The sequence below is a fragment of the Bacteroides sp. HMSC067B03 genome (assembly GCF_001811315.1).
Classification (GTDB): Bacteria; Bacteroidota; Bacteroidia; order Bacteroidales; family Bacteroidaceae; genus Bacteroides; species Bacteroides faecis.
Genome location: NZ_KV804297.1, coordinates 75,603 through 100,928, shown reverse-complemented (window position 1 = coordinate 100,928; position 25,326 = coordinate 75,603). Strand labels below are relative to the sequence as shown.

15 protein-coding genes and 1 pseudogene are annotated in these 25,326 nt (G+C 40.7%); 12 read left to right on the top strand and 4 right to left on the bottom strand.

Annotation, left to right across the window (positions count from 1 at the left end; genetic code table 11):
• Positions 1–30 precede the first annotated feature (30 nt).
• A pseudogene (locus HMPREF2794_RS05610) lies at positions 31–534 on the bottom strand (tyrosine-type DNA invertase cluster 3b); the annotation flags it as partial.
• 231 nt (positions 535–765) lie between these two features.
• Positions 766–3,111 (bottom strand): beta-galactosidase, encoded by a 2,346-nt coding sequence (locus tag HMPREF2794_RS05605; protein WP_070751109.1) that lies wholly within the window; start codon positions 3,109–3,111, stop codon positions 766–768.
• A 369-nt stretch (positions 3,112–3,480) separates the two neighbouring features.
• Between HMPREF2794_RS05605 and HMPREF2794_RS05600 the strand changes: the two genes are divergently transcribed.
• The 10 genes from HMPREF2794_RS05600 (at position 3,481) to HMPREF2794_RS05550 (ending at position 18,225) form a co-directional block, all read left to right on the top strand.
• Positions 3,481–6,183 carry an outer membrane beta-barrel protein gene (locus HMPREF2794_RS05600; protein ID WP_070751107.1) on the top strand — a complete coding sequence of 901 codons (2,703 nt, stop codon included), beginning with the start codon at positions 3,481–3,483 and terminating at the stop codon, positions 6,181–6,183.
• Positions 6,184–6,446: 263 nt separating this feature from the next.
• Positions 6,447–6,716 (top strand): hypothetical protein, encoded by a 270-nt coding sequence (locus HMPREF2794_RS05595; protein ID WP_029425478.1) that lies wholly within the window; start codon positions 6,447–6,449, stop codon positions 6,714–6,716.
• A gap of 8 nt (positions 6,717–6,724) precedes the next feature.
• A complete protein-coding gene (locus tag HMPREF2794_RS05590) occupies positions 6,725–7,279 on the top strand; it encodes a 1-acyl-sn-glycerol-3-phosphate acyltransferase (protein WP_010537534.1) in 555 nt (184 codons plus the stop codon).
• A gap of 117 nt (positions 7,280–7,396) precedes the next feature.
• Positions 7,397–8,173 (top strand): amidohydrolase, encoded by a 777-nt coding sequence (locus tag HMPREF2794_RS05585; RefSeq protein ID WP_070751097.1) that lies wholly within the window; start codon positions 7,397–7,399, stop codon positions 8,171–8,173.
• A 148-nt stretch (positions 8,174–8,321) separates the two neighbouring features.
• Positions 8,322–10,313, top strand: a complete 1,992-nt coding sequence (locus HMPREF2794_RS05580) for a glucosamine-6-phosphate deaminase (RefSeq protein ID WP_070751095.1) — start codon at positions 8,322–8,324, stop codon at positions 10,311–10,313.
• Positions 10,314–10,513: 200 nt separating this feature from the next.
• A complete protein-coding gene (locus tag HMPREF2794_RS05575) occupies positions 10,514–13,426 on the top strand; it encodes a golvesin C-terminal-like domain-containing protein (protein WP_070751093.1) in 2,913 nt (970 codons plus the stop codon).
• An 810-nt stretch (positions 13,427–14,236) separates the two neighbouring features.
• On the top strand, positions 14,237–15,145 hold the full coding sequence (locus HMPREF2794_RS05565) for a hypothetical protein (protein WP_022301738.1): 909 nt from the start codon (positions 14,237–14,239) through the stop codon (positions 15,143–15,145).
• Between the two features lie 572 nt (positions 15,146–15,717).
• Positions 15,718–16,035 (top strand): hypothetical protein, encoded by a 318-nt coding sequence (locus HMPREF2794_RS05560; protein ID WP_008760554.1) that lies wholly within the window; start codon positions 15,718–15,720, stop codon positions 16,033–16,035.
• Positions 16,035–16,259 carry a sulfurtransferase TusA family protein gene (locus tag HMPREF2794_RS05555; RefSeq protein ID WP_010537528.1) on the top strand — a complete coding sequence of 75 codons (225 nt, stop codon included), beginning with the start codon at positions 16,035–16,037 and terminating at the stop codon, positions 16,257–16,259. The genes HMPREF2794_RS05560 and HMPREF2794_RS05555 overlap by 1 nt, the downstream gene beginning before the upstream one ends.
• A 106-nt stretch (positions 16,260–16,365) precedes the next feature.
• On the top strand, positions 16,366–18,225 hold the full coding sequence (locus tag HMPREF2794_RS05550) for a YgiQ family radical SAM protein (protein ID WP_022301740.1): 1,860 nt from the start codon (positions 16,366–16,368) through the stop codon (positions 18,223–18,225).
• A gap of 461 nt (positions 18,226–18,686) precedes the next feature.
• Here the strand turns inward: HMPREF2794_RS05550 and HMPREF2794_RS05545 are convergent, their stop codons facing one another.
• Positions 18,687–19,523: a hypothetical protein gene (locus tag HMPREF2794_RS05545; RefSeq protein WP_240052956.1), complete on the bottom strand. Its 837-nt coding sequence runs from the start codon at positions 19,521–19,523 to the stop codon at positions 18,687–18,689.
• 125 nt (positions 19,524–19,648) lie between these two features.
• A complete protein-coding gene (gene mfd / locus HMPREF2794_RS05540; RefSeq protein ID WP_070751103.1) occupies positions 19,649–23,020 on the bottom strand; it encodes a transcription-repair coupling factor in 3,372 nt (1,123 codons plus the stop codon).
• A gap of 171 nt (positions 23,021–23,191) precedes the next feature.
• Between mfd and HMPREF2794_RS05535 the strand changes: the two genes are divergently transcribed.
• On the top strand, positions 23,192–23,935 hold the full coding sequence (locus tag HMPREF2794_RS05535; protein WP_010537524.1) for a polyprenol monophosphomannose synthase: 744 nt from the start codon (positions 23,192–23,194) through the stop codon (positions 23,933–23,935).
• On the top strand, positions 23,932–25,272 hold the full coding sequence (locus tag HMPREF2794_RS05530) for a dihydroorotase (protein ID WP_010537523.1): 1,341 nt from the start codon (positions 23,932–23,934) through the stop codon (positions 25,270–25,272). Before HMPREF2794_RS05535 ends, HMPREF2794_RS05530 begins: the two co-directional genes overlap by 4 nt.
• The last annotated feature ends 54 nt before the right edge of the window (positions 25,273–25,326 follow it).

The window sequence follows — 25,326 nt, the reverse complement described above, 5'->3', positions numbered from 1 at the left end:
TCTATCTATTTATTTGGGTGGGAAACTTTAGTAAATAACATTCCGGTCTAAGGATGACTTCTCCAAATGTGCCAAATCAGCGAACGACATACCGCAGAATTGAAACATCAAAGCAGCAATAGCCTGCGTACGCCGCAAATGATCCGATTTCGGATCTTCGTATAGAAGCCTGTGCAACTCTGTTACCGGCAAAGCTTTCTTTTGGCGGACATCCACTCCCGTATACACCTCATGGAACAATCGGTGAACATAAGGTGCCCTTCCCGACTCCACTCCCCGATTATAAATACTACGTAGCATACGCATATACGTAGACACCGTATTAGGCTTTAAACCACGTTCATAAAGATACTGCCCATAACACCGTAAGTGTTCGCGAGTTATTTGTCCGAATGACACAGTAGAGGTACCACAAAACCCTCTGAAAGAAAAAAGTGCATTTTCATACACATGCGCTGTTGAATAGCGCCCCTCTTTTCGTAAACGACCGATGTACATTTCAGCACACCGGCTAAACCCATTTTTTTTCATCATTTGCACACTAGTTAATTATATAAATCACCTTCTCAGATGAGAGAACAAATATAACCACTATCAGGGTTTTAGTTACTATAAAATAATTTAATTGCGAACAAAACTAAAAGAGTGACCTTCACTCACGTGAAAGCCACTCTCTATTTCATAATTTAATGAACAATATAATTAACCTTTTACCCTATAAATTATAAATACACACTATATCTGTTATTCTACATTCATTTCCTTTTAAAGCTTAAAGGGATTCTTCTTTATATATACCCGATAATCTTTGATCATTCCGGTCTTACCCGCCTCGGCACGTGGGAGATAGGAGAATCCGGTCACCACCTTATCTTCACCCAGATTAATCACAATCTGATGGGGGAACTTCTGTTTGGCAGTCGAATAATTTGTATGCCAGAAAGTAGATTCCTGCAAATCAAATACATTAGTTGCTATATTGTTAGCTTCTTCCGTTTCTTCACTATCGGCATAAACCACTTTCCAATGCTGACGTGACAATGGCTTACCGTCCGTTCCCAATAGTTCCAGTTCGGCAATAGCCGCATAATCTTTGCCATCATAAGCATTCAAAGCCTCCATACAGAAATAACGGGTAGGCACCTCCTTATCAAACTTCACATGTTGCCAACCATTTCCCGGCTTGAAGGTTCCTTCATAAACAGGAGTTTCTTCTGTCAAATCCAGATTTTCCCCAACTTTACGATGAGCATATGCAGCACCATGTACTCGTAAATTATCCAGTATCGGTTGTTCCAATCCTTCCGTTTCAGCTTTTACAGGACCAGCCATATCCAATATAACAACCTCATTATCACCTTCTTTCAACCAACATCCCGGAACATACAATGTCTGCTGAGGTCCGATTTCCCAATAACGGCCCACTGCATGGCCATTGATCCAGACCATCCCCTTACTCCAGTTCATCATATTCAGGAAGGTATCGCCCACTTTATCCAAAGTAAATGTTCCGCGATAATATGCAGGATATTTTTCTGTATTATCCCGTTTCTCATATTTTTTATTTTGTGCAAATGAATAATCAACCGGGATGTTATATACCTGCCAGTCTTTCAAAGATGTAATATTCCCATCATTCGATTGCAATTCTACCTTTTCGGTAATACCTTTCCAGTCATAAATTCCTTTACCGAAGTTCATACGTCCCATTGCTTCTACCAGAATATCCAGTCGGGCCTCTTCTTTCATCGGAGGAAGTATCACTGTACCTTCACCCTTCAAGCGACTTAACGTAGCCAGCTTCTTTCCATTCAGGAAAACCTGTGCCCAGTCATGGGCTTCAGTTATAATTAAAGTTTGTTCTTCTTTAGAGGCCGGAAGAGTGGTACGATATAAAATACTACCCCATCCCTGGTCAAACGCTTCCATCGACTTGATATCTTTGCTAATCTTCGGTTCCGGCAAATTATCAAATAAGACGGCTACTTCATCCAACTTAAATTCAGGAACAGCTATTGTCGGAATAGAATCCGGTATAGGCGCCAGTTCTTCACCTTCCGGCAAATACTGTTTCAGCAAATCACGGACTTCTAAGAATTTAGGAGTAACTTTCCCCGATTCATTAATCGGTGCATCATAATCATAAGAAGTACAAGTCGGTGAGAAATTTGGAAAATTCGCTCCGCCCCAATGTCCGAAGCTAGTACCTCCGTGGGTCATATATAAACTGAACGAAATATTACGGTCGAGCATCTCTTTCATCCCCTTCACCAATTCTTCCGCACTGCGTGTCTCGTGCTTGGCTCCCCAATGGTCGAACCATCCGGACCAGAACTCACTGCACATTAACGGAGTATTGGGGCGAAGTTCCTTCAAACGTTCAAACTGCTGATCGATATTAGCCCCTGTACCGAAATTAACTGTCCAAAGTAAATCATCCAATGCATTATTTTCAAAATTAGAATTCCAGTCACATTGGAATAAAGGAACTCCCGTGAAACCGGCCTGTTTCACCATATCCCTTATGGCAGCAATATATGGTTTGTCTATACCAAACGAACCATATTCATTCTCCACTTGTACCATAATAATATTACCACCTTTACTAATCTGGAGGTCAGCCAGTTGTTTGCCTACTTCGTTCATAAACAATTTTACACGTTCCATATAATAAGGGTCCTGTTCACGAAGTTTGATATCTTCTTTTTTCAGCAACCACCAAGGTAGTCCGCCCATTTCCCATTCTGCGCAAACGTAAGGTCCGGGACGTACAATGACGTACATTCCGTTTTCTTGTGCCATGCGGCAAAATGCAGCGATATCCTTCTGACCGGTAAAGTCGTATTTTCCTTCTTCCGGTTCATGAAAGTTCCAGAACACATAAAGACAAATGGTATTCATGCCTAAAGCTTTAGACATTTTGATACGATGCTCCCAATATTCTTTAGGAATACGAGGATAATGAATTTCCGCAGCTTTCACTACAAACGGCTCTCCATTGAGCAGGAAAGTCTTATCTCCTACCTCAAAAGTCCCTTTGGAAGATTGGGTACAGGAAGTGCTAAAAACAGCAACCAATAAAACAAGTAAATACAATAAAGGCTTTTTCATTTTCAATCTATTGTTTTCATGATACATTAAAATTCTCAAGAAATTCTCTGCCGGTCAATGTTTCCATTAAGACCGACAGAGAATTTAAAAACTAATCCTGGTTGTTACCCTAAAATCAAAACTATTACCTATTGAAAACTTCATCCGTTGCAAAGATGAGACATTATTATTATACAAAGGTCCTCAAATCAGTCAAAACAGAACAATTATCATTCAATTTGCAAGAATCCGGCATTTTGAACTATTTTTAAACCATTGTGGTCAAAATTCAAACTTTATTTATCTCTTAAAAAACTTACTTTACAAAAAAAATTAAGACCTTTGTGACCGATACCATAAACACTAAAACGCCTCATAATGGGTAACCTTATGAACGAAAAGACTTACATACTACTATTCATACTATTTATATCATGTATAGATGTTGCTTTTGTTCAAGCGCAAACTAAACATGTCACTATTCAGGGGACTATTCTGGAAGAAGATACTCAGCTCCCTATCGGACAAGCTACCATACAGTTATTATCTCTGCCCGACAGTAATTATGTAAAAGGAGTTTCCAGCCTGGAACAAGGTAATTTTACACTTACAGCTCCTCCCGGACATTTTCTGATTAAGTTGTCGTTTATCGGATTCACTACTGAATTTAAAACCCTGCAAATAAACAATACAACTAAGCCAATCATCCAACTTGGCAAAATTGAACTGAAACCCGATGCTATACTTCTAAAAGAAACTGTTATCGTAGCACAAGCTCCCCCGGTAGTGGTTGCAGGTGACACAACCGCCTATAATGCCTCTGCATACCGTGTCAATGAAGGAGCAGCACTGGAAGAATTAGTCAAGAAATTACCCGGAGCAGAAATTAACGAAGACAGCAAGCTAACCATCAACGGAGAAGAAATAAAAAAAATTGTGATGGACGGGGAAGAGTTTTTCCTTAACGATCCCAATGCAGTCCTAAAAGATCTCCCTGCCGATATGATCGATCAGCTAAAAACCTACAAAAAGAAGTCAGATATGGCGCGCGTCACCGGAGTCGATGATGGAAAAGAAGAAATGGTACTCGACTTACGCGTAAAACCAAGCATGAAAAAAGGATGGAACGGTAACTTTGAAGCAGGATATGGAAACGGCGACCGTTATAGAGCGAAGGGAATGGCAAATCGTTTTAAAGACAAAATGAACCTGTCAATCAATGGCACTGCCAACGATAATGGCATTAATTCTAACCAGAGAATAGGTGTCAATTATTCTCAGAATACCCAGAAGCTTAAATATGGAGGTAGCATCGAAATCAGAGAGAATCAACGAGATTCATGGAGCAAACGTCATACAGAATCCTTTTTGTCGGATAATACCTCGCAGCTTTCCCAGCAAAATAATCAGTCCAATGGAAAAACGGATGCTATTTCCGGTAATTTCCGTTTTGAATGGAAAATAGATAGTCTTACTACTATTATGTACAGACCATCAGTTAATTTCTCTAAAGGAAATTCCAATTCAGGAAGTTTCTCAGAAACACTTAATAACGAATTAATTCCTATTAACCAGAAGGAGGCCACGAACCGTCAAACAAATGACAGATTCTCCACTAACGGCTCTTTGCAGTTCAATCGCAAACTGAACAGCAAAGGGAGAAACATCGCTTTACGCCTTTATTATAATCTGGACAACGGCAATTCCGACAGATATAGTCTTGCGAATACCTATTACCTGAAGTATGGTGATAGCATAAAAGTCCAAAATCAATGGATTGATAATCTTAACCGGAATCATGAATATCGAGTCCAGCTGACATACATGGAACCTGTATTTACCAATCACTTCATCGAAATTAATTATAGTTATCAGCACCGTTCTTCTCTCTCCGAGAAGTATGCTTATGACTGGAATGATCTGGAAGATTCATATAGTCAATATCCTGATACAGCACAAAGTGACTGTTATAAAAACAAATATTCCATTCACCAAGTCGGCGCCTTCTTCCGTACCATTCGTACCAATTATTTCTATAATATAGGTATAGAAATAGAACCGCAACAAACAACGAACCAAAGCTATATGCGGGATACGACCCTCGAATATTCGTCCAGAAATGCAATAAACTACGCCCCCACTATGAACTTTAAATATACCTTTTCAAAACAAACGACCTTACGAATAAACTATCGTGGGAGAACGACACAACCCAGCATGACCGACTTATATTCGAAAAACGACATTTCAGATCCCCTAAACATACGATTAACCAATCCCAATCTTAAGCCATCATTTAATAACAATATATCAGCGACATTCAACACTTATTTCACAGAAACATTGCGTAGTTTCAATGCTAACTTCTCATATAGTAATACTATAAATAGCACAACCCGCATTGTGACATATGACGAAAATACCGGAGGCCGGACTACCCAACCGACAAATGTGAATGGAAACTGGAGAATAAACGGCTCATTCACTTTCAGCACCCCATTATCTAACAAAAAATTCACAGTAAACACATATACAAATGCTAATTACGGCAACTCTGTCGGATTCACCGTACTAAACAAAGAATCAGATGCAGTCAAGAGCAATACCACCAACCTGTTTCTATCAGAACGCTTAAAAGGGAATTACCGTAGTGATCTTATTGACTGCGAGTTATCGGCAGGAATCAGATATCAAAAATCTGAACATTCTATCAAAAAGGATAACCAACGGGAAACATTTGATTATACATTCGGAGTGGAAGCTAATTTGAACTTACCCTGGGATATCAAAATTTCATCTAATATTGATTGCAGGTTAAAAAGAGGATATGGAGGTAAAAATGACACTAACCGTACCCCATGGAATGCCCAAATTTCAAAAAGCTTCCTCAAAAAGAAAAAAGCAACCATCCGATTTCACCTATATGATATCCTCCGTGAGAACGAAAGTTCGGAACGTTCCATTTCCGAAAATTCAATCACCGATAGAGAATCCAGTACTTCTAACGTATACTTTATGGCATATATTGCCTATCGGTTCAACACCTTCGGCAACAAAGGAAAGCGTCAGTCAACACGGAGCAAGGATTATTAATGATAAGTCCTGCCATTGCTTGCAAAAGTAATGGCAGGACTTTGATATAGAGAATCTGCATATACAAATTTACAGAAAGAACAACATAAAACTCATTGAGAACAAATAACTTTTCGTGATAACAAGTTCAAATGTTTGTTGTATTTGCAAAGGGAGATGTCAAAGTCTCCCTTTATTTTTTTCCCGTATTATTCGCTAGAATCAAAGAAAGTATCTATCTTTACCCAAGTATTTTTTATTATTCACCATCAAATGTAAATATTATGGCAAGTAGAAGAGAACTCAAGAAGAATGTAAACTATATCGCAGGAGAATTGTTCACCGAGTGTTTAATCAACAGTATGTTTATCCCCGGCACTGACAAAGCCAAAGCCGACGAGCTGATGGCAGAAGTACTGAAGATGCAGGATGAATTTCTAAGCCGCATCAGCCATACAGAACCGGGAAATGTGAAAGGTTTTTATAAGAAATTCCGAGCTGATTTTAATGCAAAGATTAACGAGATAATTGACGGTATCGGAAAATTGAACTAAAAGACAGAATGAAGAAAGCAATTTATGGCTTTATCTATTACCGCCTGTTAGGGTGGAAGACAAACGTTACGGTACCCAATTATGATAAATGCGTGATATGTGCCGCGCCACACACAACGAACTTTGACTTATTTATTGGAAAACTGTTTTATGGAGCATTAGGTCGTAAAACAAGTTTCATGATGAAAAAAGACTGGTTCTTTTTTCCACTTGGCATTCTCTTTAAAGCAGTAGGCGGAATTCCGGTAGACCGCAGTCGGAAAACTTCATTAGTCGACCAGATGGTCCAGCATTTCGCTAAATGCAAAAAGTTTCATCTGGCAATTACACCCGAAGGAACCCGTAAAGCGAATCCGAACTGGAAAAAAGGATTTTATTATATCGCCCTTAAAGCTCAGGTCCCTATTGTTCTGATCGGCATCGATTACAGCAAGAAGACCATAACGTCAACAAAAGCAGTTATGCCGTCGGGAGATATAAAAGAAGATATGCGCGAGATCAAACTGTATTTTAAAGATTTCAAGGGAAAACATCCTGAGAATTTTGCTCTTGGAGAACTTTAACAATAGGAATTAAGTGTTAAGTATTAAGTATTAACCGTAGTTACCGATATAGTACTTCGCATGGTATAATATTTAATATCTAACACTTAAGACCTAATACTTAATACCTCTTTTTTTATGGATTCGATTCGGATTTCTATCATACAAACCGATATCGTTTGGGAAAATAAACAAGAAAATCTCCGTCTGCTCCACGAAAAGTTGCAAAACCTCCGTAGAACAACGGAGATTGTTGTTTTACCGGAGATGTTTTCTACAGGGTTCAGCATGCAAAGCCAACTACTGGCAGAACCAAATTCCGGTGAAACCATAACCATTTTGAAACAATGGGCTTCTCGATACGGAATAGCCATCTGCGGAAGCTATATTGCAATAGATAACGGACAGTTTTACAATCGTGCCTTCTTTCTCGCACCGGAAGGGACGGAATTTTATTATGATAAACGCCATCTATTTCGCATGGGACGCGAAGCCGAACATTTTTCTGCCGGTGACAAACGCCTCGTTGTCTCCTATCATGGATGGAATATCTGCTTACTAGTCTGCTATGACCTTCGTTTTCCGGTATGGAGCCGTAATGTAAACAACGAATATGACCTATTAATATATGTAGCAAACTGGCCTATCCCCCGCCGTCTGGCTTGGGACACTCTGCTTCGTGCACGCGCGTTAGAGAATCAGTGCTATGTATGTGGTGTCAACAGAGTAGGTATTGACGGATATCAGCAAAAATACAATGGAGGCAGTGTCATCTATTCGGCTTTCGGAGAAGAAAAGGCCTCCTTACCCGATGATACAGCAGGAATAACGACTGCTACACTTACTCTGAGCAGCCTTCGGCAATTCAGAGAAAAGTTCCCGGTATGGAAAGATGCAGACGAATTTCATCTATAGTATTTGCTATCAAACAAATGTTAAAAACGATTTGAAGCTGCAACAATACCTAGAAGTTAGTAGTTAATTATATAGACTTCTTTTGTATCTTTGTCGTGAAAATACAGTCGTAAGGACTCTAATCTTACATAACTTAATTAACAACTTTATGAAAACAAATCTTAGTTCTCAAATCACTCTCCACAGGGTCTCCCCCAGATACTACAGACCGGAGAATGCATTTGAAAAGTCGGTCTTGACAAGACTCGAAAAAATTCCTACGGACATCTATGAGTCTGTAGAAGAAGGGGCTAACTACATTGCTTGCGAAATAGCACAAACCATCCGCGAAAAACAAAAAGCAGGACGTTTCTGCGTATTGGCACTACCCGGAGGAAACTCACCCAGTCATGTATATTCGGAGCTGATCCGTATGCACAAGGAAGAAGGACTCAGTTTCCGCAACGTGATCGTATTTAATATGTATGAATACTATCCGTTGTCTTCTGATGCTATCAACAGCAACTTCAACGCTTTGAAGGAAATGTTGCTGGATCATGTCGATATTGACAAACAGAATATCTTCACACCGGACGGTTCCATCGCCAAAGATACAATCTTTGAGTACTGCCGTCTGTATGAGCAACGTATCGAAAGTTTCGGGGGCATTGATATTGCGTTGCTGGGGATTGGTCGTGTAGGTAATATCGCATTCAACGAACCGGGTTCTCGTCTGAACTCTACCACTCGTCTGATTTTGCTGGATAATGCATCACGTAACGAAGCATCCAAGATTTTCGGAACGATAGAAAATACTCCGATCAGTTCTATTACAATGGGAGTATCTACTATTCTTAGCGCTAAGAAAGTATATCTGTTGGCATGGGGTGAAAACAAGGCGGCAATGATTAAAGAATGTGTGGAAGGTCCGATAACTGACACGATTCCCGCATCTTACCTGCAGACTCACAACAATGCTCATGTAACAATCGACCTTTCGGCTTCGATGAACTTAACACGTATCCAGCGTCCATGGTTGGTAACTTCCTGCGAATGGAATGACAAACTGATCCGTAGCGCTATCGTATGGCTGTGTCAGTTGACAGGCAAACCAATTCTGAAGTTGACTAACAAGGATTATAACGAAAACGGTTTGAGCGAACTTTTGGCATTATTCGGTTCTGCATATAATGTAAATATTAAGATTTTCAATGATTTGCAGCATACGATCACCGGATGGCCGGGTGGCAAGCCAAACGCTGACGACACTTATCGTCCGGAGCGTGCCAAACCATATCCGAAACGTGTCGTAATCTTCTCCCCACACCCGGATGATGACGTAATCTCTATGGGTGGAACTCTCCGCCGTCTGGTAGAGCAGAAACATGAGGTACACGTAGCTTACGAAACTTCCGGAAATATCGCCGTGGGTGACGAAGAAGTAGTTCGTTTCATGCACTTTATCAACGGATTCAACCAAATTTTCAATAACAGTGAAGATTTGGTAATCAGCGAAAAGTATGCAGAAATACGCAAATTCCTGAAAGAAAAGAAGGACGGTGACATGGACAGCCGCGACATCCTGACCATCAAAGGGCTGATTCGTCGTGGTGAGGCTCGTACAGCTTCTTCTTACAACAATATTCCATTAGATCGGGTACACTTCCTTGACTTGCCATTCTACGAAACCGGTAAGATTCAGAAAAACCCAATCAGCGAGGCAGATGTAGAAATCGTGCGCAACTTACTCCGTGAGGTGAAACCTCATCAGATTTTCGTAGCCGGAGACTTAGCTGACCCACACGGTACACACCGTGTATGTACGGATGCTGTATTTGCCGCTGTCGATCTTGAAAAAGAAGAAGGTGCTAAATGGTTGAAAGACTGTCGTATCTGGATGTACCGTGGTGCATGGGCAGAATGGGAAATTGAAAACATCGAAATGGCCGTTCCTATCAGCCCGGAAGAGCTTCGCGCAAAACGTAACTCTATCCTGAAACACCAGTCACAGATGGAAAGTGCTCCGTTCCTGGGCAATGACGAACGTTTGTTCTGGCAACGTAGTGAAGACCGCAACCGTGGCACTGCAACGCTGTACGACCAGTTAGGACTGGCTTCGTATGAAGCAATGGAGGCCTTTGTAGAATACATACCTCTATAAGAAAGAAGATTCTTAATTAATAGAATATAAAACAATCAAAGAAGAGTGGGCAGTTCGATACTTCCCACTCTTTTTTTGTTTATTTTTGCAGGAGATTTTGCCACAATATATCATGAACTTAGAAGTATTATCAAAGGGGGAAAGTGGCAGATAAATAAAAAGCACCTTATTCATAGGATAAAAACCTAAAGAGTGGAACGATGAAAAAAATAATAGTCTTTCTTCTGTGCCTGACAATGGGCATCAACCTTCTCTTCGCTCAGGATATTGAGAGAAATATAAAAGAGCGTTTAACGGATTACTTTGCCAAATATACAGCAACAGCCAAAATCAGTACACCTAAACTGAACAGTTTCGATATTGATTATGACCGCAGGACAATTCAGATTTACGCTTCAGAAAGTTTCGCTTACCAGCCATTTCTGCCAGAAACAGTAGAAACGATCTACAATCAGATGAAGGAACTCCTCCCCGGTCCGGTGAATTATTTTCAGATCACCATTTATGCAGATGGAAAGCCTATCGAAGACTTAGTTCCCAACTTGTACAGGAGCAAGAAAAAAGATAAGGAACGTATGTCTTTGAACATAGAATACAAAGGTGCTCCATGGGTGAAAAAGATTTCCCGTCCTAACGAAATATCCCGTGGATTGCAAGACCGACACATCGCTCTTTGGCAAAGTCATGGGATTTATTACAAGAATGATAAAGGCGAATGGGGATGGCAACGCCCCCGATTGTTCTGTACAACAGAAGACATGTTCACTCAATCTTTTATTCTTCCATACGTCATTCCAATGTTGGAAAATGCAGGCGCCATTGTTTATACTCCTCGCGAACGGGATACACAAAAAAATGAAATCATCGTTGACAACGATACTCCGAATGCCTCCCTCTATCTGGAAGTAAACAGTAAAAAGGCACGTTGGGCAACTACTTCCGTGAAGGGATTCGCTCAGAAAAAAGCAATTTACAAGGATGGGGAAAATCCTTTCATAGACGGTACCAGCCGATATATTCAGACAGAAAAGAAAAAAAAGAAAAACAAAGATCAGGCATTTGCCGAATGGGTACCTACCCTGCCGGCAACCGGAAAATATGCGGTTTATGTATCTTACCAGACATTACCCAATAGTGTGAGTGATGCCAAATACCTTGTTTTTCATAATGGAGGCGTCACTGAGTTTAAAGTCAACCAGCAAATAGGCGGAGGCACTTGGGTATATCTCGGAACTTTTGAGTTTGACAAAGGAAATAATGACTACGGCATGGTCGTACTCAGCAATGAAAGTAGCGAACATGGCGTAGTATGTGCAGACGCTGTACGTTTCGGAGGCGGAATGGGCAATATTTCACGCGGAGGAAAAATAAGCGGACTACCTCGTTATCTGGAAGGAGCACGGTATTCATCCCAATGGAACGGAATGCCTTATGATGTATATGCCGGACGTAAAGGAGAAAATGACTATACAGACGATATCAATACACGCTCCAATACAATCAACTATTTGTCCGGAAGCTCTGTCTATAACCCCAATCAACCGGGGCTGGGTGTACCTTTGGAAATGACTATGGCACTTCACAGTGACGCAGGATGCAGTAAGAATGATGAAATCATCGGTTCGCTCGGCATTTATACTACCGATTTTAATAATGGCAAACTAAATTCGGGAATAGACAGATATGCTTCACGCGACCTTGCAGATATCCTGCTGACCCAAATTCAGAAAGACATTCGTTTAAACTACCAATCACCATGGACACGCCGTAGTATGTGGAACCGGAACTACAGTGAAACACGACTTCCCGCTATCCCTTCCACTATTATCGAATTGCTCTCTCATCAGAACTTTGCGGATATGCAGCTCGGACATGATCCGAATTTCAAATTTACCGTAGGACGTGCCATCTACAAAGGTATCCTACAGTTTATGAATAGCCAGCATGGTAAAGATTATATAGTACAGCCCCTGCCGGTCAGCAACTTCGCTATCCATTTCGGGAAAAAGAAAAATACACTGGAGCTTACCTGGAAAGGAGAAGATGATCCTTTGGAACCGACAGCCCGTCCACGGGAATATATTGTATATACACGTATCGGTTACGGAGGCTTTGACAACGGGACTCTGGTCAGTAAGCCCTATTATAGTGTAAAAGTAGAACCAGGATTAGTCTATTCATTCAAAGTAACAGCCGTAAACCGGGGAGGAGAAAGCTTCCCTTCTGAAATTCTTTCGGCTTATAAGGCAAAACGTGAGCGTGAAAGAATATTGATTGTCAATGGATTCGACAGAATCAGTGGCCCGGCTGTCATTAATACCCCGGACAGAGCCGGATTTGATCTGGAACAAGATCCGGGAGTACCGTATTTATCAAATATCTCTTTTTGTGGGGTACAAAGCGGATTCAACCGTACACAAGCCGGCAAAGAAGGAGAAGGCAGTCTGGGACACAGTGGCAATGAACTGGAAGGAATGGAGATAGCAGGGAATACGTTTGACTATTCTTTCATTCATGGAAAAGCGATTCAGGCTGCAGGAAAATACAGTTTTGTTTCGTGCAGTGACGAAGCGGTGGAGAATGGAATCGTCACTTTGGAAGACTACCCGATTGTAGACTATATACTGGGACTTGAGAAGGAAGATCCTGCAACCAAAGCTTATTACAAAACCTTCTCTTCACCGATGCAAAGACTGATTACAAGTTACTGCCAATCAGGCGGTAATCTGTTTGTCAGCGGTGCATATGTGGGAAGTGACATGAGCGGAACACAAGGGAACCGGGAGTTTACAGAGAAAGTTCTGAAATACGGTTATCAGAATAGCCTGACAGACAAGACTTCCGGTCAGATCAACGGATTAGGCCGCAGTATTACGATTCCCCGCCTGCCCAATGAGAACAGTTATGCTGTAACAGCACCGGATTGTATTGTTCCGGTAGCTCCCGCATTTCCTGTATTCACTTATGCACGCGGTAATCAGCCGGCAGGTATTGCATACAAAGGAGCGGACTATCGTACTTTCGTACTTGGCTTTCCTTTCGAAAGCATCCAATCGGAAACAGACCGTGCCAGCATTATGGCAGGCATACTAGGTTTCTTTACTCAGAAATAATATCCATTTCGCAAGACTGAATATATGAAATTATAATTAAAGCGAATCAGTAGTTGATTTTTGTTCATTTCCGAAAGGAAATAGAATTGGCTCCATAGTAATTGGATAGCTGTTTTGCTCTCATGCTCTAACTATTCTTCTGCATCTCTTTATTCATCGCTGTTTAAGGTGTGGTAGCAAGTGTGATGGCAAGTATGAGAGCAAGCGGTTGCTCTCACTTTATCACATAGAACAATCGATTATTTTAGAATATCATTATCTGATTTACAGGATGTTAACATCTGATGCGACAATTATTAAGGGCTGACACTTCAGCTATTAATAATTGAAAAATCAGGTAGTAATGCCTAATAATTCATGCATTATTGATTCATAAATGATTCAATGCTTTTCAAAGGACAGGTTGATTGAAACAACTGATACGGTCAAGCCAATCAAATCGTATAGTCAAGTCAATCAAACCTACCGTATCCTCAAGGAGTTTCAACCGCTTGAAACTTTTAGTTTCATACTTTGGAACAAATGGTTTCAAGCAATGAAACTTCTAGTTTCAAGGCATGAAACAAATGGTTTCAACGGTTGAAACAGCTATTGGAGCTAGGGTTTATTGTATAAAATATTAAATATGAGATTTGGTTTACAAACAAGCAGTTCCTCTTCAGTCTTTTATTAAAAATAAAAATAGTTTCTAAAAAACATTGTTTCTGCTTAGTAGATATTGCTCTTAAACTGTATTATTATAAAATAAGATACAGTTCTTATTAAATTAACATCATTGTGCATGAACAATATTTAACGCACAATTAAGCTATGAAACACGCTATTCCTTATTTGATATTCCTGTTCATTTTTTTGCAATCCAGCTGCAAAGAAGACAATACTTCTTCAATAGAAGAAATATATGTGGAAACCACTTTCCAATTAAAGGGAGAACTACCCGATATTCTTTTATCTTCATCAGCACCAAATAACGAAAAACGAGATTTATATGGCATAGATGTTCTTTATGCAGATATGGATGAAACACCATATGCTTATGGACTATTTGATGACTTAAGTCTGGCTAAAGTCAAATTACAAAAAGGTAAGAAATATCTCTTTCGAGTAATGGTAGTACCTAATGGAAAAGAATTATGCTATGACCATTTGTATGGAGATTATATAGATATATTCCGCCGATTAGTTGAAAATTTAGGAATTAGTGCTGGTGAAGCTTGTCCTTTAAACAATGAATTCTATTATCACAAAGAGGTTCATTTCTGGAAATTCAACAATCCTATAATATCGTATTATTACAAAATATATACAGGTTACTTATCTGACTATTTAGCAGAAACAGACAATACCGTTGACATTGACATGAAGAGTATGTTTGGGAATATAAAATTGGAAGCTAAGAATTTGCTCCATGGGCAACTAGAGTTTCAGTTTCTAACTGATTTCGAAATTCCAATCAGCCGATCAGAAACAGATTATAATGAACCCTTGATTTATACTCTTACACCTAATAAAATGAATACAAACTTTATTTATTCACTAAGGTTTTGGGGAAATGGTAATAGAGAAATGCCTGACGACTATTCTTTCACTTCTAATTATATGGTCAGATGGATCGATGATAATGGTAAATCTACAGACTTAGGCGTTTATCCTGTCAAAGTACAAAGAGGACAAGAAACTATTATAAAATTAGATTTGTCTGAACTACTTAAGAAATAATACATTGTTAAACCATATATCTATTAAATTATGAAAATAGCTAGTATAACCGGAGAATTAAAACCAAAATCCAGATATGAATATGATTATCAGATAAAATTTGATGTTACTACAACCAAGTCAAAGTCTTTTCATCTGACTACATTACCGTCAGCTGCTTTTTTTAAAACTTACTGATGGAAGTTGAAGTAACATGATTAATAAGACATGCCCTGCGAAAACTAATTCATTTACAGTTAGACTTCAATGGACAGAAGAGAAATCCGATGTTTTATTAATGGTAAGTGATAATTCAGGTGAAGAGAGTTCTGTTTCACAGCATGTTTAATGGAGAAATAAATTTGCTACCGGGAAAATATTATTTGGTATTCAACGGAGTTAAAATGACAAACGGAGGATTGAGAAATGGACTAATCAACGTAAATATAATTGGGACGGTTCTTTAAAGACATTGTCCATTGATATTAAATAAAGATTCAAAGCCCGGATGAAAATATCCGGGCTTTTTTAATTCGTTTTTCATTTTAAATTCTATCTTTGCTCCTAGTAATAACCCTTAAAACTAAAAAACAATGTATACTATACAAGCAAACCCTAGCGGTACACGCAGCATAGAGGTGTCCAGCGAAAATCTGAAAACAATCGAAAAATATGCCTTGTTCCGTCATCTTATCGATAGTACCGGAATTGTAGACGAACCCGTATTGGATAAACTGAAACTAAATATCCGTTCCCTGATTGCCAGTCAGGAGGAAGACAGCAAAGAACTGCTGGATCTTTGCATCGATGTTATTTATCACAATAACATGAAGGCATTCGGTCTGCAGCAGCTCATCAAACTCTATCTCACCTGGCTTTCTACTCAGGATGCGGAAGAGGAGGAAGAATAATGATTACGGTAGATACCTGTGGAACAACCGCTTATAATCCTTTGATTCCTGCAATCAAAGCTATATGTGAGGCTCCTTTCGGTGAAACGCTCGAAATTATCATGAATCATGCAGATGCTTTCCAAGATTTAAAGGAATATCTTTCTGAGCAAAGCATCGGTTTTCGTGAGATTTATGACGGAGAGCAAATGACATTGCAATTTACAATCAATGAGAAGTTTTGAAAAAAGATGTAGCGTCTTTTGAAAAAACATCTAAATGATTACGGTTAAACATCCCAATGAATAAAAAAATCATTGGGATGTTTTTTATTATCCGTATCTTTGCGGCATGAAAGAATATCGATTGACCGACTGGTTACCTACCACCAAGAAAGAAGTGGAACTCCGCGGATGGAATGAGCTGGATGTCATTCTCTTCAGTGGAGATGCATACGTGGACCACCCCTCCTTCGGACCTGCCGTTATCGGGAGAATCCTCGAGGCGGAAGGCTTGAAAGTTGCTATCATCCCCCAACCCAACTGGCGTGATGACCTACGCGACTTCAAGAAACTCGGACGTCCCCGGTTATTCTTCGGAATCTCTGCCGGATGCATGGATTCGATGGTAAACAAATACACAGCCAATAAACGTCTGCGCAGCGAGGATGCATATACACCGGACGGTCGCCCGGATATGCGCCCCGAATATCCTTCTATCGTATATAGTCAGATACTGAAGAAGCTTTATCCGGATGTACCCGTTGTGCTGGGAAGTATAGAAGCCAGCATGAGACGCCTGAGTCATTATGATTATTGGCAAGACAAAGTACAAAAGAGCATATTGTGTGATAGCGGTGCCGATATGCTGATATACGGTATGGGAGAAAAACCGATTGTGGAATTGGTTCAGCAAATGAAAAATCAACTTTCCACAAAAGAATCACCATTGACCGGTAATGAGCTTAAAAAAATAGCTGCAGGCATACCACAAATAGCATATCTCAGTCGTGCATCCGAGTGGACACCCGCTGAGGATGACATCCAGCTCTATTCACATGAAGAGTGTCTGGCAGATAAAAAAAAGCAAGCCAGCAATTTTCGTCACATTGAAGAAGAATCGAATAAATATGCTGCTTCCCGTATCACTCAGGCAGTAGATAATAAAATCGTAGTGGTAAACCCGCCTTATCCTCCGATGAGTCAGGAAGAACTCGACCATGCATTTGATTTGCCTTACACCCGTCTGCCTCATCCCAAATACAAAGGCAAACGGATTCCCGCATATGATATGATTAAGTTTTCCATCAATCTTCATCGGGGATGTTTCGGAGGATGTGCATTCTGTACAATCTCTGCGCATCAGGGAAAGTTTATCGTCAGCCGCAGCAAGAAATCGATTCTGAATGAGGTGAAAGAAGTAATACAGCTACCCGATTTTAAGGGATACTTGAGCGATTTGGGCGGTCCGTCCGCTAACATGTATCAGATGAAGGGAAAAGACGAATCGATCTGTAAAAAGTGCAAGCGTCCATCCTGTATCCATCCTAAAGTATGTCCGAACCTAAACTCGGACCATCGTCCCTTGCTGGATATATACAAGGCCGTAGATGCCTTGCCCGGCATAAAAAAATCATTTATCGGTAGTGGGGTGCGTTACGATTTATTGCTGCACCAAAGCAAAGATGCTGCCATCAACCGCAGTACCAACGAATATACCCGTGAATTGATCGTCAATCATGTAAGTGGCCGATTGAAAGTCGCGCCTGAACACACCAGCGACCGAGTTTTATCCATTATGCGTAAACCATCTTTCGATCTGTTTGAAACTTTCAAAAAAATATTCGACCGTATCAACCGGGAAGAGAATCTACGTCAACAGCTCATACCGTACTTTATCTCTTCACACCCCGGCTGCAAAGAAGAAGATATGGCGGAACTGGCTGTCATCACCAAACGACTGGACTTTCATCTGGAGCAAGTACAGGACTTTACCCCTACTCCGATGACCGTAGCCACCGAAGCATGGTATACCGGATTCCATCCATATACATTAGAACCTATATTCAGCGCCAAAACTCAACGGGAAAAACTGGCTCAACGACAGTTCTTCTTCTGGTATAAACCGGAAGAACGGAAGAATATTCTGAACGAGTTGAGGCGTATCGGACGGCAGGATCTGATAGATAAGTTGTACGGGAAGAAGAAGTAAACGAGAACTTTAAAACAGCCTCCCTATTGACTTTCCCTTTTAAATTTCGTATATTTGTAGAAATGAATAAGGAATTAAAAGTATGGAGCGTACAAAAGTAAAGACATAAAGATATAGTTTACATGCGCATGAGTGCATGAGAAGAAATAGGAATGGGGTGAATTCTGCAAAGATTTCGCCCCTTTTTGTTTAATTTATTCCTCTACTTTTAAAGAAAATCATCCAATAGAGTTTATAATAAACTTGGGACCCGTTTATTATAAACGTCATCACTATTTATTATAAACTCAATCCTGATTTATGAAGTGAGTTGTACAAGAAAGAGAAATAGAAAATCCTGTATTACAGAGGTATGGTATCAAACACTAATATATTCATACAAATTATTAATATGACATACTTTTACTAATGACTTTCTAATTCTCTTTTCAGTCATGATGAATAAATCATAAGACTTTTTTTCAGAATGAAGGTGCCGAATCTAAATTTATATCTTTTGTCGGAGTAATAGTATTCGTGGCTATTTCATAGACGAAATACATAGAAAGAGCCGGTGAATATACTGCAAATTTTGTACTTCCAGTCTGGTTATAATATAATCTGAATGTACAAATATCAGTAGCAGAAATGAATGGTTCCTTTTTCAGATGTGAATGGATAGGAAAAGCGATCATTGGCATTTGTTCTGTTACTTCTACAGGAAGCAATCCGGAGTGAAATTTCTTCCACGATTGAATTTTTCCTTCTTTATCAGCAATAAATAAATAGTCGTTACCGAAAGGTATAACCCCTCCTTTGGATGTTCCTGAAATAGCATAAAACTTGTAACCATCTTTAAAAGGTATGAGAATCCAGTTTAATGGATAGTCTTTATAGCTATATATCGGATATTCTTTTTCATCCGTAAATGCACTCCGTATTTTTTCTCTGACCTTAATTAAATTCATCTCATATTCAGACAGACTTCGATAAGTCGTCACTTCTGAACAAGGTGCTGATTCATTAAGGAAAGAAACTTCGTAAGTGCATTGAGATTGATCGTCGATAACGAGGCATTTAATGGTATCTCCCTGTTGATAAGTCAGGACACCTCGTATTGTTTCCATTAGTTCCGGTTTGGCAAGAAACATATCAGTAAAGTTCCAGGCAGCAGTTTCATATCTGTATAAAGTATTACTTTCCTCTATGATAGAATCACATTTCAGTTTTAACTCTATTTCTGTATAACTACCTTGCGAATATACCGCTAACCAAGACGATAATACAACAATTAATGACAGCATGTTTTTCATATTCATTCTTTTTAGATTTTAAATAGCTTTTATTTGTTCTTTGTTCTTATCTGTGTCTTCAAATCAAAGATAAGCATTTTTGAATATAAAAAACAAACATTACTCTCATTATTTATCAATATACAATCACTTTATTCTTTCACCGGCAACGCCACAATCTCTTGCAACACACTAACCGCAGTTTCCACATTGGTCACATCCTTAATCAACATACTCCGCCTTCCGTTCTGTTCACGCAAGTCACAGCGACGAGTATATTTCATCATGTAGTCTATCATTTTACCAAACGCCTGACTTTGATAGAATGGACTATCTGCATTGGAAACAAAGAATAGCGTCATACGCCCGCCCTTCAAAAAGACTTTTTCCACTCCCAGACGTGTTGCCAACCGACGAAGGGGAACGATGCGAAGCAATTCCTGTGTTTCCGGTGGAACAGGTCCGAAACGGTCTTCCAACCGGAAACGGAAATCATCCACGTCTTTATCCAGCGTCAGCCCGTCCAGTTCGCGATAAAGCAACATACGCTCGCTGCTACCCGTCACATAAGTTGCCGGCAACAGAAGTTCAAGATCACTTTCTATCTGACATTCGTCAACGAATCCTTCTCCACTAATCTGACCTTCTCCCTTTATCTCATCCGCATACAGTTCAGCAAACTCATCGTTCCTCAGCTCATGGACTGCCTCAGCAAGTATTTTCTGGTACGTTTCATACCCCAAATCGGCGATAAAGCCACTTTGCTCCGCTCCGAGCAGGTTTCCGGCTCCACGTATATCCAAATCCTGCATAGCGATATGGATGCCACTGCCCAAATCACTAAAATTCTCGATCGCCTGCAAACGCCGTTTTCCTTCTGCTGTCAGACTGCTCAACGGAGGAGCCAGCAGATAACAGAAAGCCTTTTTATTACTACGCCCTACCCGACCACGCATCTGATGAAGGTCACTCAATCCAAAGTTCTGTGCCTGATTGATAATGATCGTATTCGCATTCGGGATATCAATGCCACTCTCTATAATTGTAGTCGCCAAAAGCACGTCATAGTCATAATTGACAAAATCAAAGATGATCTGTTCCAACTGTGCGGGCTCCATCTGTCCATGACCGATGGCAACACGGCAGTCGGGAATATGACGTTCGATCATTGCTTTAAGTTCCGGTAGGTTCGCAATCCGGTTATTGACAAAGAAAACCTGCCCGTTACGGCTCATCTCAAAATTAATCGCATCTGTAATCACTTCCTCATTGAAGGTATGTACCTCCGTTTGAATCGGATAGCGATTAGGCGGAGGCGTAGAAATGACACTCAGGTCACGGGCTCCCATCAATGAGAACTGAAGTGTACGGGGAATTGGAGTAGCCGTCATAGTCAATGTATCAACATTCACCTTTAATTGCCGTAGTTTCTCCTTAACGGAAACGCCGAATTTCTGCTCTTCATCAATAATCAGTAAGCCTAAATCCTTAAACTGAACATCTTTCCCCAGAATACGATGAGTTCCGATAAGAATATTGACTTCTCCTTCCCTCAATCCTTTCAATACGGCTTTGGATTGAGCTGCCGTACGGGCACGACTCAAATATTCCACCCTACAGGGCAAATTCTTCAAACGTTCGCGGAATGTCTGGAAATGCTGATAGGCAAGAACGGTTGTCGGCACTAAAACAGCTACCTGCTTATTATCGGCTACGGCTTTGAAAGCTGCACGAATAGCTACTTCCGTCTTCCCAAAGCCAACATCTCCGCATACCAGACGATCCATCGGACGTTCACTTTCCATATCTGCCTTTACATCCATAGTTGCCTTGCTTTGATCGGGAGTGTCTTCATAAATGAAAGAGGCTTCCAGCTCACGCTGCAAAAAACTGTCGGGACTATAAGAAAAGCCTTTTTCCTGACGGCGCTGCGAATACAATTTAATAAGGTCACGGGCAATATCCTTAATTTTAGCCTTTGTACGGTCTTTCAGTTTCTCCCATGCACCCGTACCCAGTTTGTTCAATCGCGGAGCTTCCCCGTCCTTTCCTTTATATTTCGAAACTTTGTGCAAAGAATGAATGGAAACGAATACGACATCCTCATTCTGAAAGACAAGCTTCAACACTTCTTGCGTAGTATCTCCATTCGGAATGCGTACCAAACCGGAAAACCGACCGATACCATGATCTGTATGAACCACATAGTCACCCGGAGTAAACTGATTCAACTCTTTGAGAGACAGAGCTACTTTGCCCGAACGAGCCTTATCACTTTTCAAGTTATACTTATGAAAACGGTCGAACAGCTGATGGTCCGTAAAAACACAAAGATGCAGCATATGATCCACAAAACCTTCATGTATCGTACGTTCTACCGGAGTAAACTGAATTTTATCTCCCCTATCTTCAAAGATTGCCTTGATACGGTCGGTCTGTTTAGCGCTGTCACTACAGATATAAAGCGAATATCCCTGCTCCAGATAGTCTTTGAAAGAACCGGCTACCAAATCAAAGTTTTTATGAAAAATAGGTTGTACGGCGGTACTGAAAGTAATGCTGGCATCCGGCGTACCGGTTGGCTTATTTCCAAACTCCATCCGACGAAAATCAAGGGCGCGCACTGTAAATTCACTGCCGTCTATCAGTTTACCTTCCAACGTGATACCACCATTTTCCTCAGCTTCCTGCACGGCAATAGCCTGTGGAGTCAAAGCCTCATCATGTACTACTTGAATGCGCTCGCGCAACCAAAGGAAATCACGCATAGCCAAAATAGTTTCCTTTGGAATAAAATCAAGAAAAGAGGTTGTTACCTCTCCGGTCACTGCCAAGTCAGGAACAATAGCCACTCCCGCCTTTTTCTCACGGGACAACTGCGACTCTACTTCAAATGTACGGATACTCTCTACTTCATCTCCGAAAAAGTCAATACGGTAAGGATATTCCGAGGCAAAAGAAAAGACATCAATAATACTGCCCCGAACGGCATATTGTCCGGGCTCGTACACATAATCTACATATTCAAAACCGTAACTATGCAATACGTCTGTGATAAAAGTCGTATCCAGCTTCTCGCCAACATTCAGTTTCAATGTTTTATCACTCAACTCTTTGCGTGATACCACTTTTTCTGCCAACGCATCCGGATAAGTAACAATACACAAGCCTTCTTCTCCTTTCTGCAAACGGCTCAGCACCTCTGTACGCAATATTTCGTTAGCTGCATCCTTTTGGCCGTATTTAATGGAACGGCGAAATGAAGAAGGAAAGAAAAGCACTTTCTCGGTTCCCAGTATCTGCGTCAGGTCATGATAGAAATATCCCGCTTCCTCCAGGTCGCCAAGCACAAAGACAAATGGACACACATCCTGTTTCACCAATACGGAAGAAAATAAGGAAGCGGAAGAAGCACACAGCCCCCCGCAAAAAATAGTTTGAACAGACACATCCTTCAACAGTCGCTCCATGACTGCAGTATTAGGATGAGCGGCATATCGTTGTTGTAGCTCGGTTATCGTCATAAATATCCACATTAATTCACCACCAATTGCACGGATTCACACAAAACAGAAACTGCTTGTGTCAACCAGTGTAATAATGGTGCAAATTCCGCCACAAAAGTACTAAATAATCCTTAGTTTTATTCATAACTAAAGGAAAAGCGCTACATTTGTCTTAAAAATAGGACTTCTATGCAATTATCAGATAGCATCGTTATTATCCCGACCTATAATGAACGGGAGAATATAGAAAATATTATCCGTGCCGTTTTCGGATTAGACAAGGTATTCCATATTCTGGTAATAGAAGATGGATCTCCGGACGGCACCGCAAGCATCGTGAAAACGTTGCAACAGGAATTTCCCGAACGTCTCTTTATGATCGAGCGTAAAGGAAAATTAGGATTGGGTACTGCCTACATTGCAGGATTCAAATGGGCACTGGAACACGCCTACGAATATATCTTCGAGATGGATGCCGATTTCAGCCACAATCCGAATGATTTGCCCCGTTTATATGCAGCTTGCGCAGAAGAAGGAGGGGATGTATCCGTCGGCTCCCGTTATGTAAGTGGTGTGAATGTGGTCAACTGGCCGATGGGCCGGGTGTTGATGTCCTATTTTGCATCCAAGTACGTCCGCTTCATCACCGGCATTCCGGTACATGATACGACTGCCGGATTTGTATGTTATCGCCGTCAAGTACTGGAAACGATAGATTTGGATCATGTCCGTTTCAAAGGATATGCTTTTCAGATCGAAATGAAATTCACAGCATATAAATGCGGATTCAAGATCATAGAAGTTCCCGTCATCTTTATTAATCGCGAACTGGGGACCTCCAAGATGAATAGCAGCATCTTCGGGGAAGCCATATTCGGAGTGATCAAGTTAAAAATAAATAGTTGGTTCCATAAATTCCCGCAAAAGAAATGAAACGTATACTGATAGAAAACGCCGTAATTGTCAACGAAGGAAGAAAAGTTCCCGGAAGTGTTGTTATTGAAGGTGAAAAGATTGCCGAAATCTTAGTTAACGGACAAACAGTTGCTATGCCTTGTGACGAAACGATTGACGCGTCCGGCTGCTATCTTCTGCCGGGAGCTATTGACGAACACGTGCATTTCCGTGATCCGGGATTGACCCATAAAGCAGATATCACTACGGAAAGTCATGCTGCGGCAGCCGGAGGAGTTACTTCGATAATGGACATGCCGAACACAAATCCACAGACCACAACTCTGGAAGCACTGGACGAAAAGCTAGCTTTATTGGCAGAAAAATCATCAGTCAATTTCTCCTGCTACTTCGGAGCGACCAACAATAACTATCCATTATTCAGCCAATTGAATAAAAGCCGGGTATGTGGTGTGAAGTTATTTATGGGTTCCAGCACAGGAAATATGCTGGTAGACCGGATGGCAAGTCTGCGAAATATCTTCGGAGGTACAGACTTACTGATTGCAGCGCATTGCGAGGATCAGGGAATCATTAAAGAAAATACGGATAAATATAAAAAAGAATATGGTGATGATGTCCCTCTGGCACTTCATCCGATCATCCGTTCGGAAGAGGCATGTTATCGTTCTTCTGCACTAGCTGTGCAACTGGCACGCGAGACCAACGCACGTCTGCATATCATGCACATCTCTACTGCCAAAGAACTGAGTTTATTTTCTAAGGCTCCTTTGGCAGAAAAGCGTATTACTGCTGAAGCCTGTGTTTCTCATTTAATCTTTACCGAAGAGGACTATCAGACTTTGGGCGCACGAATCAAATGTAATCCCGCCATCAAAACAGCAGAAGACCGGAAGGCTTTGCAGGAAGCAGTCAATAGCGGTCTGATTGACGCCATTGCAACCGACCATGCCCCACATTTACTAAGCGAGAAAGAAGGAGGAGCATTAAAGGCCATGTCCGGAATGCCAACTATACAATTCTCCTTAGTCAGCATGCTCGAATTGGTAGATAAGGGTGCTTTTAGTATCGAAAAGGTAGTAGAAAAAATGTCGCATGCCCCCGCACAAATGTATGAGATACAAAATCGTGGATTTATCCGGAAAGGGTATCAGGCAGATTTGGTTCTAGTCCGTCCCGACAGTGAGTGGACTGTTACTACAGACTGCATCCTGAGCAAATGTAAATGGAGCCCGCTGGAAGGCCATACATTCAACTGGAAAGTAGAAAAAACATTTGCGAACGGTCACCTGTTATATGATAACGGAACCATTGACGAGAATTACCGTGGACAAGAATTGTTTTTCAAACGGTAAATAACAAGTCAACGTTATATATGTAATTTCAGGCACGGATGACACGGATCAACG

Bases quoted from the DNA above. Each gene is read 5' to 3' on its own strand.
- HMPREF2794_RS05605 (WP_070751109.1), bottom strand. From the start codon at position 3,111: ATGAAAAAGCCTTTATTGTATTTACTTGTTTTATTGGTTGCTGTTTTT.
- HMPREF2794_RS05600 (WP_070751107.1), top strand. From the start codon at position 3,481: ATGAACGAAAAGACTTACATACTACTATTCATACTATTTATATCATGT.
- HMPREF2794_RS05595 (WP_029425478.1), top strand. From the start codon at position 6,447: ATGGCAAGTAGAAGAGAACTCAAGAAGAATGTAAACTATATCGCAGGA.
- HMPREF2794_RS05590 (WP_010537534.1), top strand. From the start codon at position 6,725: ATGAAGAAAGCAATTTATGGCTTTATCTATTACCGCCTGTTAGGGTGG.
- HMPREF2794_RS05585 (WP_070751097.1), top strand. From the start codon at position 7,397: ATGGATTCGATTCGGATTTCTATCATACAAACCGATATCGTTTGGGAA.
- HMPREF2794_RS05580 (WP_070751095.1), top strand. From the start codon at position 8,322: ATGAAAACAAATCTTAGTTCTCAAATCACTCTCCACAGGGTCTCCCCC.
- HMPREF2794_RS05575 (WP_070751093.1), top strand. From the start codon at position 10,514: ATGAAAAAAATAATAGTCTTTCTTCTGTGCCTGACAATGGGCATCAAC.
- HMPREF2794_RS05565 (WP_022301738.1), top strand. From the start codon at position 14,237: ATGAAACACGCTATTCCTTATTTGATATTCCTGTTCATTTTTTTGCAA.
- HMPREF2794_RS05560 (WP_008760554.1), top strand. From the start codon at position 15,718: ATGTATACTATACAAGCAAACCCTAGCGGTACACGCAGCATAGAGGTG.
- HMPREF2794_RS05555 (WP_010537528.1), top strand. From the start codon at position 16,035: ATGATTACGGTAGATACCTGTGGAACAACCGCTTATAATCCTTTGATT.
- HMPREF2794_RS05550 (WP_022301740.1), top strand. From the start codon at position 16,366: ATGAAAGAATATCGATTGACCGACTGGTTACCTACCACCAAGAAAGAA.
- HMPREF2794_RS05545 (WP_240052956.1), bottom strand. From the start codon at position 19,523: ATGAATATGAAAAACATGCTGTCATTAATTGTTGTATTATCGTCTTGG.
- mfd (WP_070751103.1), bottom strand. From the start codon at position 23,020: ATGACGATAACCGAGCTACAACAACGATATGCCGCTCATCCTAATACT.
- HMPREF2794_RS05535 (WP_010537524.1), top strand. From the start codon at position 23,192: ATGCAATTATCAGATAGCATCGTTATTATCCCGACCTATAATGAACGG.
- HMPREF2794_RS05530 (WP_010537523.1), top strand. From the start codon at position 23,932: ATGAAACGTATACTGATAGAAAACGCCGTAATTGTCAACGAAGGAAGA.